Origin of the sequence: Achromobacter aegrifaciens, from assembly GCF_902859965.1 — a bacterium.
Lineage (GTDB): Bacteria > Pseudomonadota > Gammaproteobacteria > Burkholderiales > Burkholderiaceae_B > Achromobacter > Achromobacter aegrifaciens.
In genome coordinates this window covers 114630-126991 of the sequence record NZ_CADIKO010000002.1, presented here as the reverse complement: position 1 = coordinate 126991, position 12362 = coordinate 114630, and the positions used below count along the sequence as shown (strand labels likewise).

Sequence of the window (12362 nt, the reverse complement as noted above, 5' to 3'; positions counted from 1 at the left end):
GCTCCTGACTACTACTGCTTGGCCGCCGCGGCGGCTGCTTGCGGCTGCTGCGCCGGTTGCGCGGCGCTGGCTTCGGTGGCGACGACTTCAGCCCCCGGACGCACCATCTGCAGACCTTCCACGATGACCTTGTCGCCGGCGGCCAGGCCGTCGGTGACCAGCCACTTGTCGCCGATGGCGCGGTCGGTCTTCAGTTCGCGCAATTCGACCTGGTTCTTGGCGTTGACCACCAGCGCCGTCGGGATGCCGCGCTGGTTGCGCGTCACGCCGCGCTGCGGCACCAGCAGGCCGTCGGCGGCAACGCCGTCGGCCAGGCGGGCGCGCACGAACATGCCCGGCAGCAGGCGGCGTTCCGGATTGGGGAACACCGCGCGCAAGGTGACCGAACCGGTGCCCTGGTCCACCGTGACTTCGGAGAACTGCAGCTTGCCCGGCTGGCTGTACTGCGAGCCGTCTTCCAGGGTCAGCGTCACCAGCGCGGCCTGCTCGCCATCGGCCTTTTTCAGCAGGCCGCTGGCCAGCGCGTTCTGCAGGCGCAGCAGCTGGACGCTGGATTGGGTCACGTCGACGTAGATGGGATCGATCTGCTGCACCGCGGCCAGGGCCGTGGTCTGGTTGGCCGTGACCAGCGCGCCTTCGGTCACCGCCGAACGGCCGATGATGCCGTCGATGGGCGACAGCACCTTGGTGTAGACCAGGTTGATGCGGGCCGTGTCCAGCGCCGCCTTGGCCGACAGCACGTCGGCGGCGGCCTGATCGCGCGAGGCGACGGCGTTGTCGTAGGTCTGCTGGCTGACGGCGCGAGTGGCGACCAGCGGCTTGTAACGTTCGGCCAGCAACGCGGCCGTCTTCTGCTGCGCCTGGGCGCGCGCCAAGGCGGCCTTCTGGCTGTCCAGGCTGGCCTGGTAGAGGGCGGGATCGATCTGGTAGAGCTGCTGGCCCGCCTTGACCTCGCCGCCTTCGGTAAAGAGGCGCTTCTGGACGATGCCATTGACCTGGGGACGCACTTCGGCCACGCGGAACGGCGAGGTGCGGCCAGGCAGTTCGGTGGTCAGCGAAACCGGCTGCGTGGCAAGCGTCACGACCGTTACCTGGGGCTTGCCCGCCTGGGGAGCGTCTTGCTTCTTGCCGCAAGCGGCCAGCGTGAGGGCCGATGCCGTCAGCGTGACGACTGCCGCGCTGCGCCACATAGCGCTTTTCTTATCCATAGATTGCATTCCCGATTTCAACAAAAAAAAAGCCCGCCCCGGATCGCGTAATGAGCGTTCCGTGCGCATCGATTGGGTGGATTTGCCTCGAACACGCAGGCTGGGCTTTGTCGCATTGCTGCATTGCAGAACTCGCATTCTGCGTTATCCCGCCCCAGAAACAAAGAGGCATGTTGAGAAAACATCATTCCATTTATGGGACAATGGCTTTACCGTTGAATATGACAAAATTCCGCCATGAAACGCTTGCAAGGCATGGAACTATTCGTCGAAGTCGCCAAAACACGCAGCTTCAGCCGCGCGGCGGCGATGCTCGGCGTGCCGAAATCGACACTGTCCCGCCAGGTGGCCGAGCTGGAGCGCTCCGTCGGCTTGCGGCTGCTCAGCCGCACCACGCGCAAGGTCGAACTGACCGACGCGGGCCGGCTGTACTTCGACCGCTGCCAGCGCATCGTGGCCGAGGCGCAGATCGCCCATGAGGAACTGCAGAAGCTGGTCGATACGCCGGCCGGGCCGCTGCGGGTGAACATGCCCGCGGATTTCGGCACGGACTTCCTGGCTGAATCGTTCATGGAATTTTCCCGCCGCTACCCCGACGTCACGTTTTTCCTGGACCTGGCCAACCCGGACCACGCGCAGCGCGTGTTCCAGACCTGCGATGTTTCGATCGAAATCGGCGAACTGCCCGATTCGTCACAGATTGCGAGGCTCTTGGGCATGCTGCCGGCCCAGTTGTACGCCTCGCGCGAATACCTGGAGAAGCACGGCGAACCGCGGCATCCCAGCGACTTGACCCGCCACGAGTGCATAGAGTTCCGCGCCAAGGGCGCCGGGCAGGTGACCCGCTGGCCCCTGACCGACGGCCAGCAGCACATCGAATTCACGCCCGGCAACCGCTTTTCCGTCAACGGCGTCGCCATGGCCCGGCGCCTGGCCCTGCTGGGCGCGGGCATCGTGGTGCTGTTGGGCGACCAGTTGGCCGAACAGCAGTCCGGCCAATTGCAGCGAGTGCTGCCCGACTGGCAACTGGGTCCGTTCCCGGTCTACGCGGTGACGGAGACACGGCTGCTGCCCGCCAAGACCCGGATCTTCATCGAATTCCTGATGGAGCGCCTGGGCGACGTCGGGCAAGCGAAGAATACTCCCGCTTTCATGAAATAAACGGAAGCCGGAAACAGACTGAAAAATTTAGGACTGGCCGACAACACCTGTCGGTCAATTCGACCAATCAGAAGCGCTCGTCTTCACGCAGGTAGCGCCATTGGCCCAGCGGCAGGTCGCCTAGCGACACGCGTCCGATGCGCACGCGTTTCAGGCCGATTACCTTCAGGCCGACCAGTTCGCACATGCGCCGGATCTGCCGTTTTTTGCCTTCCCGCAGCACGAAACGCAGCTGGTCGCTGTTCTGCCAACGCACCTGTGCCGGCTTGAGCGCCTTGCCGTCCAGGGACAGACCATGGTTCAGCAGCGCCAGCCCGTTGTCGGACAGGTTGCCCTGCACCCGCACCAGGTATTCCTTGTCCACGCTGGAATCTTCGCCGATCAGGTGCTTGGCGATGCGGCCGTCCTGGGTCAGCACCAGCAGGCCTTGGGAATCGATGTCCAGGCGGCCGGCAACGGCCAGCCCGTCCAGGTGCGAACGCTCAAAACGCTGCGGCGCGCGGTCGCCCGCAAAGCGGGAGCGGGAGTCGATCAGGGCCACGGCGGGCGTGTAGCCCTTTTCCGCCTGGCCCGAGACGTAGCCCACGGGTTTGTTGATCAGGATGGTGACGCGCGAGGTCTGACGCGCCTGCGCGGCGCGTTCCAGGGTGATGACCTGGTCAGGGTAGGCCCGCGCGCCCAGTTCGGACACGACGGCGCCGTCCACGCGGACCCAGCCGCGCTCGATATAGGTGTCGGCCTCGCGGCGCGAACACAGCCCACGCTCGGACATGAGCTTGGAGATACGTACTTTTTCCATGGCCGGTATTGTATGCGGACGCCATGCGCCACACTCTTCATGCCGCGGGGTCGTAGTCCGACGGCGCCATCGGATCCAGCGGATGGAGCGGCCGGCTGCGCCGCTGATAGGGAAACAGCGCGAAGTCCGAGCTCGTGACGCCCGCGCTGGCGCATTCCACCAGCGCCTGGGAGATAGGTTCGAACACAGGGCGGCAATACATGCGCGACTTCACCAGCACGAAGCGCGCCCGGCGCGGGTCCAGCCCCATGCTCTCGAACACGCCCAGGTCCCAGGGCTCGTGCGTTCTCTCGGTGATCACCAATTGCGCAGCGCCTATGTCCAGCACCGCGCTGCGGCCCATGCATGCCGTCTGCCCCGTGTACGTCGGACCGGTAATGACATATTCGCCGCCGGTCACGGCGCGGACCACCCCGCGCAGCAACACGGGCGCCGCCGGGCGGCCGATGGCCGGAATCGGCCGTTTGTTGCCCACCGCCAGCTCCACCTGCGCGCCCTCGCCCGCCGCGGCCAGCGCGGCGACGGCCTCGGGGTCACAGTACAGGCCCGCAATGATGCCCGTCAGGCCGGCGTCGACCGCGGCTGTCAGCACCTCCATGGTGTCGCAGGTGCCGCCGGACATGCAGTTGTCGCCATGATCCAGCAGAAGCACGGGCTTGTCCGCGCCGCGGGCCAGTTGCGCCGCGCGGGCCAGCGATTCGCCCAGGGGTTCGCTGTCGTAGAAGTAACCGTCGCGCTCGGCCCAGATGGCCTGCGCCATTTCGCTTGCCACCCGTTCCGCCTGCTCCTGCGGCCCGGAGCCCACCACGACCACGCTCAGGCATGGGTTGGGGATGTCAGCCAGGGCGAAGCCCGCCAGCACGGAGACGCCCAGGATGCCGCCCTTTTCCGCGCCCCGCGCCGCCTGCACCGCGCGGCGCATGGCGCCCTGGGACGTGGCGCTGCGCAGGGTGTGCGTCATCAGCGGCAGGCGGCACCAGGCCATGACCGGGCGCGGACCGCCGTTGAGCCAGTCATACAGGATACGGCCCGCGTGCTCTCCGGTCTCGTACATGTCCACATGCGGGTAGGTCTTGAAGCTGACGACCACGTCGGCGTTGGCCATCATCTTGGGCGTGACATTGCCGTGCAGATCCAGCGCCACGGCGATGGGCACGTCCGGCGTGCGCCGCCGCAGGCGCTCCAACAAGTCGCCCTCGCCATCGTCGGTGGTCTCGGCCACCATCGCGCCATGCAGATCGAGCAGGATGGCGCCACAGCCCTGCGCGCCGGCCACGATCGCGTCGCACAGTCGGCTGTAGGCATCCGCCGACACCGGGCCGCTGGGGTAGGCAGTCGCGGAAACCGGCGTGACCACGGTCGCGCCGTTGGCCTCGGCAATGTCGATGAAGGCCGACATGGCCGTGCGCTTGCCCTTGTTCTCGGCATAAGCCTGGGCGCCGAATGCGGGACCGTCATTGCCGAACGCGGACAGCGGCGTGGGCACCGGCGAGAACGTGTTGGTCTCGTGGTTCAGGCGGGCGATCATGACCTTCATTGTCCGGCTCCTCGGCATGCGCATTCAGTGTGTTCAGTTGTTCTGGGACGGCCCCGGGCGCAAGGCCCCCAGGCCAAGCTTTTCCATGGCCTCGCTGGCCTCGACGATCATCGCGGCCACTTCCGCGACGCTGACGCGCAGGCCCGTCGCCCGGGTCCGCATGTGCTCATAGGCGGCGCGCTCGTCCAGGCGCTGGTGGTCCATCAGCACGCGGATGGCCTTCTCGATGACGCGTCGCGCCTTGATCGTGCTTTCCAGCTTGTTGATCTTGGACTGCTGGCGGCTCTGGAACTGCTTGGCCGAACGCGCCAGCACCAGCGTGCTGAGCACGCCCGCCGAGCGGAACGGCCGCGTCAGCACGCCGTGCGCATTGGTCTTTAGCAATTGCTTCAACGTGGTCGGGGTTTCGTACTCGGACAAGGCGATCAGGGTGGCCTCGACCTCGCTGGCCGTCCAGGCGGCGCTGTTGCGGCCGCATTGCGATACCTGGAAGAAGATGACGTCCACCCCTGCGGGCGGGCCATCCGGAAACGGCCAGTGCAGATGGATGCGGCAACCGATGCGCTTGAGCTGTTCGACCAGCAGGTCGCGATCCTCGCCGGGCGGATACACCACGGCGACGGCCACGCTGCGCAGGTCCTCGTAGAGGCGGCGTAGGCTATGGTCCATGGCTATTTCAACCAGAACTCGTCCAGGCCGAACGCGGTGAGGTACGGGTCCGGCTTCACGGGTTCGTCGCTTTCCCAGACGATGTCGAAGCGACCGTCCTCGCGGCACACGCCTATGCGCGGCGTCAGCACGCTATGGTTGTTTTCCGCCAGCACGGACATCTGCCCGTCCGGCGCGTCGAACTGCACCTGATGCACCGCCTGCACCAGTTTGCGGGTGTCCATGCTGCCCACGCGCTGCAAGGCACGTGCGAACAGGTGCATCTGGCTATAGCAGGTCTCGGCATAGACGCTGGCGGGATGGTCGCCGAAGCGGGCGCGCCAGCGTTCCAGGAAATGCGCGTTGGCGGGCGTATCCACCGTATTGAAATAGGTCGCAGCGGTGATGTGGCCCACGCAGCGCCGCGGTCCGATCTCCGCCACCTCCGACTCCGCCATGGTCAGGCTGGCGATGGGGATGTGCGCGGTGGCTGCGCCCTCGGCCTGGCAAGCCTCGTGGTAGCGCTGGTAGAAGCGCTGCGCATCGGAGCCGATCAAGGTGGAAAACACCACGTCGGGCTGGATGCGGCGGATGTCCGCCACCACGTCGTTGATCTCGCTGTCGTCGCAGCCCAGCGGCAGATAGGTTTCATCCAGGATCTCGCCGCCATGCTCCTCGACCGTCTCGCGCATGATGCGGTTGGTCTCGCGCGGGTAGATATAGTCCGCGCCCACCAGGAAGATGCGCGAACCGCAGTTCTGGATCAGGTATGCAGCCAGCTGCATGCTGCCCTGGTTCGGCGCCGCGCCGGTATAGATGACGTTGGGCGAATACTCGAAGCCTTCGTAGACCGAGCCGTACCACAGCAGGGAATTGCTGCGCTCCACCACCGGCAGCATGGCCTTGCGGCAGTGCGAGGTGCAGCCGCCAAAGATGACGCTGACCTCGTCGTCCAGCAGCAGCCTGGCCGCCAGCCGGCGGTACTCTTCGGCGTCGCTGCGCGGGTCGTACACCACCGGCGCCAGCGGCCGCCCCAGAACGCCGCCCAGTTCGTTGATCTCTTCCACCGCCAGTACCGTGCCGAAGAAGTGCTGCGATTCCGTGGTTCCGGTGACGCCGCTGCGCGAATAAAGCACGCCGATGCGCCAGCCCGGCCGCTCTGCGTGCTTGTCCTGGGGCGTACTCATGAGGGAATCCTTGAACGGGTAGTGCGCGTGTGCGTCATGGCGAATCCGGGCCGCGTGGCCTTCATACTTTCAGATGAGCAATAATATTGCCCGCCGCCTCTGGCGCGCCAGCCTCGCCTTCATCGACGATGCTGCCCTGCTTGAGCACCAGGTAGCGATCGGCCACGTCCAGCGCGAACGCCACGTTCTGCTCCACGATGAACATCGTCGTGCCATGCCGCTCGCGTTCCCAGTTCAGCGCGCGGCCCAGGCGCTCGATCACCGAGGGCTGCAGCCCTTCCGTAATCTCGTCCAACAGCAGCAGCGCGGGCCGCTGCATCAGGCCGCGCGCCACCAGCAGCATTTTCTGCTCTCCGCCCGACAGGGTGCCGGCGTGCTGGCGCAGGCGGCTCGTGAACACCGGAAACAGCTCCGCGATCTCGGCGAAGCGTTCGTCGAAGAGTTGGTCGCGCGGCAGCCCCAGGCGCAGGTTGTCGCGGATGCTCAGGTCGGGAAACAGCGGCTGTTCCTGGGCGGCGTAGGCCACGCCGCAACGCGCCACTTCGTGCGGCCGCAGCCGGGTGGCGTCGACTCCGCCCACGCTGACCCGCCCGCGCTGCTTGGGCAGATAGCCCATGACGGTCTTGAGCAAGGTGCTCTTACCCATGCCATTCTTGCCCAGCAGCGCGACGCAGACGCCGCGCTCGACCGTGAGCGACACGTCATGCAGCACCATGGCCCTCTTGTAGCCGCTGGATACCGCTTCCATGCGCAACGCCGGCGCTGCGATGCTCGTCATTGCCCTGCTCCTTGCGCGGCCGGCGCGCTGCCGGCGTAAATGGTGCGCACCAGTTCGGATTCCACGACCTCGCGGAATCCTCCGTCCATGACGATGCGGCCCTGGTGCAGGACCACGATGCGCGTTGCGATCTCTTTGACGAAATCCAGGTCATGTTCCACCAGCAGGCAGCACAGGCCATAACGGTGCGCCAGGGACGACAGCACGTGGCCGATCTGCAGGCGTTCGGCCTTGCTCAGCCCGGCCGTCGGCTCGTCCAGCAGCACGATGCCCGGTTCCAGCGCCAGCACCATCGCCAGTTCCAGCGCCTGCTGCTGTCCGTGCGACAGGTCGCGCGCCACACGGTCCAGGCACTGGTCCAGGCCGGTCACGCGCAACGTTTCAAGCGCATAGGGCGGCAGATCCAGCGTGGAAGATCGGCGCCACCAAGACGGCCGTTCGCGCAGCGTGGTCGCGATGCGCAGGCTTTCGGCCACCGTCAGCGTGTCGAACACGTTGGCGTTCTGGAACTTGCGGCCCAGTCCGTGGCGCACGCATTGTTCAGGACCATCGCGCCGCAGCACTTCGTGGCCATAGAGTTCCAGCCTGCCCTGGGAACGTTCGGCGCCGTCCGCGATACAGCGCATCAGCGTAGTCTTGCCGGCGCCGTTGGGGCCGATCAGCCCCAGCAGTTCGCCGCCGCGGGCTTGCAGGTCTATGCCTTCCAGCACCTTCAGGCTCCCGAAGTGCTTGGACACGCCCGCCAGGCTCAAGGCCTGGGCCGCGCCGCCGGCCTGCCGCGCAGGGACGACGCGCTCGCCCAGCGCGGGCATGGCCGCGCGCCCTGCCCTTGCGCGCCAGGGCGCGGTCAGCAGGGGAAGCAGCCCGCGCGGCAGCAGCAGGATCACCAGCACAAAGGTCACGCCCAGCAGTAGTTGCCAGACGAACGGCATGTTGCCGCTGAGATAGGAGCCCGCGACGTTGATGAGGATGGCTCCCAGCACCGGCCCCCAGATGGTGCCGCGCCCACCCAGCGCGACCCAGATGATCAGTTCCGTGCCGAAGACGAAGCCCGTCAGCTCCGGCGCCACCACGCCGCTGAACGCGCCATAGCCGAAGCCCGCCAGGCCTGCCACCGCGCCGCAGGCCACCAGCAACGCGATGCGCCAATGGGCGGTGTTCAACCCGAGGTAGCTGCACCGCGCCTCGTTGTCGCGCAGCGCCACCAGGACGCGGCCGCCGTCGCTGCGCACCACCACCCAGGCCAGCAGCGCCACCGCCGACAGGCCGCCTGCCGCGATCACGTACCAGGCCTCCAGCGACAGGTCGAAGGTTTCGTAGCCCGTCAGGCCGGATGAAGAGCCAGTGTAGGTGCCGCCGGACAGCACCAGCTGCATCAGCACGATGGGCAGCACCAGCGAAATCACCGTGGCGAAGAATGGCGAGGCCCCACGGTAGAACGACAGCCAGCCCGTCACCAGCGCCAGCAGCGCCGCGGCGCCCACCGCGGCCAAGGCAGCCAGCGCGGCGATCGCGGGCGAGAATCCGTAGTGCGTGAAGGCCAGGCCCGCGGCGTACGCGCCCACCCCGAAAAAGGCGGACTGGCCGAAAGTCAGGTAGCCGGTGTAGCCCCACAGCACGTCCACGGTAACCGCCGCCACGGCGAAGAACAGCGCCTTGATCAGCACGTTCAGCAAATAGGTGTCGAACAGCCAGGGACCCGCCGCGGTCAGGACCAGGCAAAGCCCGGCCAGGCCCAGCAGGCTGCGGCTGCGCGCGGTCTTTTGCGCCGAGGCGTCGTCAGCGGCGCCAGCCAGCGTTTGAGGGATGAATGCGCGGTCAGTCATGGGCGAATCCTTGAGGACGCAGACGCAGCGTCAGCGCGGCCAGGACGGCGATGGTGACGCCGCCCAGGATCGGGCTGACGTAGACGCTCACCAGCACCTGGCAGGCGCCATAGAGCAGGCAGGTCAGCAGCAGCGCGGTGATCGAATGGCCCGACACCATGACCAGCATGAAGGCGCTGACCAGCCACGGCAGCCCCATGTTCGGGTCGACGCTGGACAGGGGCGTGATCAGCGCGCCCGCCAGCGCGCCCAGCCCCGCGCCCAGGCCGAATGTGGTGAAGCGGATGCGCTCGGCGTTGATGCCCAGGCCGCGCGCCAGATCCTCGTTCATGATGACCGCCCGGGTCCGCACGCCAAAGCGCGTGCCGCTGAGCAGCAGGGTCATCGCGGCATACATCAGCAATGCCGCCGGCACCAGGAACAGGCGGTATGCCGAATACTCCGTCCCAAGAAAGGACACGGCGCCGTGGATGGGCGAATCGGCGAACTTCACTTCGCGCCCGAAGGCCATGGTGATGAGCTGGCCGATCACGATGCCCAGTCCCCAGGTGGCCAGGATGGCGTCCAGCGGCCGCTTGTACAGCGGCTGCACGATCAGCCGTTCCACGCCCATGCCCACCAGCACGCCGACCGCCAACGCGAACGGCAGCGCCAGCCAGGGATTCAGCCCCAGTTGCGTCACCACCAGGCTGGCGTAGCTGCCCAGCGTAAGAATCGCGCCGTGCGCGAAGTTGACGATCTTCATCACGCCGAAGATGATCATCAGCCCGGCCGTCACGATGAACAGCATGGCGGCCGTGCTCAGGATGTCCAGCAGCAAACCCATATCGCTCTCCGGCGCCGCCGGCAGGACCGGCGGCGCTTGTCATGGCATGGCCGTCACTTCAGGTCCGGACACTGCGCGCCCGGGTCGACCTTGTCGAAGGTTTGCAGGATCTTGATGGAACCGTCCTGCTGCACCTGCCCCAGGCGCATGGTCAGCGCCGCGTGGCGCTGGCGGTCCATGGTCACCGGGCCGCGCGGGCCATCGAACGTGACCGCGCTCAACGCCTGCACCACCTTGGGCGCATCGGTGCCGCCAGCCTTTTCGACGGCCGCCTTGTACAGGTAGAAGGCTTCATACTGCGGCGCGGAGAATTCGTTGGCGGTCTTGGCGTCGTTGCCGAACTTCGCCTTCAGGGCGTCCAGAAATTTGCGGTTCTGCGGCGTGTCGATGCTGGTCAGGTACGAGGCCGACATGTACATGCCCACTGCCGTGTCGCCCATGGTCTTGGCCGTGCCTTCGTCGATCGCCAGATTGCCGTAGGGCATGGCCAGGCCAGCAGCCTTGACCTGCTTGGCCAGGCTGACGTTGGGCCCGCCGCCCGCCGTCGAGCTGATCAGCGCGTCCGGGTTGGCCGAGCGTATCTTGGAGACCACCGGCGTCCAGTCGGAACCGTCGATCGGCAGGTACTCTTCTCCCACCACGCGTCCGCCCTGCTTTTCGATGTATTCCCGCGTGAACTTGAGCATGCCGCGGCCGAAGGCGTAGTCGCTGCCCACCAGGAAGAAGGTCTTGGCCTTGCGGTCCTGCATGAAGTGGTCCACCACCGGCGCGACCTGCTGTTCCGGCACCCAGCCGTTCACGTGCAGCCAGCGGTTGCACGACCGCCCTTCATAGAATGACGTGTAGATATAGGGCACCTTGCCGCGCGACACGATGGGCAGCGCGGCGTTGCGCGCCGCGCTGGTTTCCATGGCGATGATGGCATCGACCTTCTTCTGGAACACCAGGGTGTCGTAGGCCTTCTGCGCCCCGACCGCGCCCGAGGCATCGTCGGCGATCTCCAGCACGATCTGGCGGCCGAGGATGCCGCCGGCCGCATTGATCTCGTCGGCCGCCAGTTGCGAGGCCTGCACCACGCCCGGCGCGACCACGCTGTTGGCGCCGGACAGGCCGACGGGCACGCCGATGCGCAGCGGTTCGGCCGCGTGCGCGCTGGCGGCGCCAGCCAGCAGTGCGACAAACGACAGTCGGATCCGGCAGCTATTCAATAGGCTCTTCATGGGTTTTCTCCTTGGGGGGGTACGGCCGTGGACCGTCGTTCAGCGTTGCCGCGGGCCTGCGGCGGCGCCCAACTGCTCGTCATAGATGTCGCGGCGCCTGTCGCGCAGCACATGGTTGAAATCGTTCAACTGGCGCGCACGGCGCGACGCCTTCAGGTCTATGGGCGCCAGCAGCACCTCCTCCTGGTCGATGCTGGCGGGTCCCGCCGCCGTCCAGCCCTGGGACCCCACGATCAGGCTGCGGCCCACGAAGGGCTGGCCGCGCTCGGTGCCGACGCGGTCCGCGCACACCACTGTCAAGCCGTTGCTGTGGGCGCCGCTCATGGTCAGCGCATGGGCCATGACCGGTCCGTCGCGGGTCTGCCCCGGCATCGGCACCCAATTGGTCGGCACCGCCACGATGTCCGCGCCGCGCACCGCCAGCAGCCGGTAGACTTCGGGAAACCAGCCGTCGTAGCAGATGGCCACGCCGATGCGGCCCAGCTCGGTATCGAACACCGGCAATCCCAGGTCGCCCGCCTCGAAATACAGGTTCTCGTCGCCCCACAGATGCAGCTTGCGATAGGTCCCCAGATAGCCATCCGGACCCGCGACCAGTGCGGAGTTGTAGAGACGCCCTCCGGCGCGCTCCGCGATGCCCGCCACCAGATAGATGCCCAGGCGCTGCGCCAACGCGATCCACGCCTGCGAGCTCGGGCCTTCCGGCACTGGTTCAGCCAGGGCGTAGGCCTCCTCGCGGCTCTCGAACATATATCCCGTGTTGGCCAGTTCAGGCAGCACCACCAGCCGCGCGCCCTGGGCCGCGGCCTGCTCCACCAGTTCGATGGAACGCGCGATGTTGGCGGCGGTTTCGCCGATCGCGGGCTCCATCTGCACGCTGGCCACCCAGGTCACGGCGGCGGGAGAACGTTGCGGTTCCGACGCTTGCATGCGAGCTCCATATTCAGAAATTGAAAACGAAAAAGCCCCCGACCACGCATTGCGTGCAAGTCGGGGGCTTCTATAGCCAAGACTGTATGTTCAGGCAGCAATCATTGCTGCGGGGTACTGCAAGCCATTCAGGTCAATGTTGACCGTGTGCGAATGATAGGGAGACGCGGGTTCCTGGGACAATAAGTGCTTTCCCGGACGATATTCCGGCGGGAGTCCGGCACTGCGTCATTGCGACGCAT

Annotated in this window: 11 protein-coding genes; 1 reads left to right on the top strand and 10 read right to left on the bottom strand. The window is 66.6% G+C overall.

The window, feature by feature from the left end; all coding sequences use genetic code 11:
* Positions 1-11: 11 nt before the first annotated feature.
* On the bottom strand, positions 12-1208 hold the full coding sequence (locus HV793_RS11800) for an efflux RND transporter periplasmic adaptor subunit (RefSeq protein WP_054456636.1): 1197 nt from the start codon (positions 1206-1208) through the stop codon (positions 12-14).
* A 255-nt stretch (positions 1209-1463) separates the two neighbouring features.
* On the opposite strand from HV793_RS11800, the gene HV793_RS11795 reads away from it, so the two are divergent.
* Positions 1464-2369 (top strand): LysR family transcriptional regulator, encoded by a 906-nt coding sequence (locus HV793_RS11795; protein WP_054456859.1) that lies wholly within the window; start codon positions 1464-1466, stop codon positions 2367-2369.
* 67 nt (positions 2370-2436) lie between these two features.
* On the opposite strand, the gene HV793_RS11790 is transcribed toward HV793_RS11795, so the two are convergent.
* The 9 genes from HV793_RS11790 to HV793_RS11750 form a co-directional block, all read right to left on the bottom strand.
* The gene (locus HV793_RS11790) at positions 2437-3168 is read right to left on the bottom strand and encodes a pseudouridine synthase (RefSeq protein ID WP_054456635.1); all 732 of its coding nucleotides are present in this window, start codon (positions 3166-3168) and stop codon (positions 2437-2439) included.
* A 37-nt stretch (positions 3169-3205) separates the two neighbouring features.
* On the bottom strand, positions 3206-4705 hold the full coding sequence (locus tag HV793_RS11785; RefSeq protein WP_175213220.1) for a M81 family metallopeptidase: 1500 nt from the start codon (positions 4703-4705) through the stop codon (positions 3206-3208).
* A gap of 33 nt (positions 4706-4738) precedes the next feature.
* Positions 4739-5374 carry an ANTAR domain-containing response regulator gene (locus HV793_RS11780; RefSeq protein ID WP_054456633.1) on the bottom strand — a complete coding sequence of 212 codons (636 nt, stop codon included), beginning with the start codon at positions 5372-5374 and terminating at the stop codon, positions 4739-4741.
* 2 nt (positions 5375-5376) lie between these two features.
* Positions 5377-6540: a transporter substrate-binding domain-containing protein gene (locus HV793_RS11775; protein ID WP_054456632.1), complete on the bottom strand. Its 1164-nt coding sequence runs from the start codon at positions 6538-6540 to the stop codon at positions 5377-5379.
* A 61-nt stretch (positions 6541-6601) separates the two neighbouring features.
* On the bottom strand, positions 6602-7318 hold the full coding sequence (locus tag HV793_RS11770; protein ID WP_175213219.1) for an ABC transporter ATP-binding protein: 717 nt from the start codon (positions 7316-7318) through the stop codon (positions 6602-6604).
* Positions 7315-9144: a branched-chain amino acid ABC transporter ATP-binding protein/permease gene (locus HV793_RS11765; RefSeq protein WP_175213218.1), complete on the bottom strand. Its 1830-nt coding sequence runs from the start codon at positions 9142-9144 to the stop codon at positions 7315-7317. Before HV793_RS11765 ends, HV793_RS11770 begins: the two co-directional genes overlap by 4 nt.
* Complete coding sequence (locus HV793_RS11760; RefSeq protein ID WP_054456630.1) at positions 9137-9970, bottom strand: branched-chain amino acid ABC transporter permease; 834 nt, start codon at positions 9968-9970, stop codon at positions 9137-9139. The genes HV793_RS11765 and HV793_RS11760 overlap by 8 nt, the downstream gene beginning before the upstream one ends.
* Before the next feature lie 53 nt (positions 9971-10023).
* Positions 10024-11190 carry a substrate-binding protein gene (locus HV793_RS11755; RefSeq protein ID WP_054456629.1) on the bottom strand — a complete coding sequence of 389 codons (1167 nt, stop codon included), beginning with the start codon at positions 11188-11190 and terminating at the stop codon, positions 10024-10026.
* 39 nt (positions 11191-11229) lie between these two features.
* Entirely contained in the window at positions 11230-12120 is an 891-nt protein-coding gene (locus HV793_RS11750) for a nitrilase family protein (RefSeq protein ID WP_054456628.1), read from the bottom strand.
* Between the last annotated feature and the right edge of the window lie 242 nt (positions 12121-12362).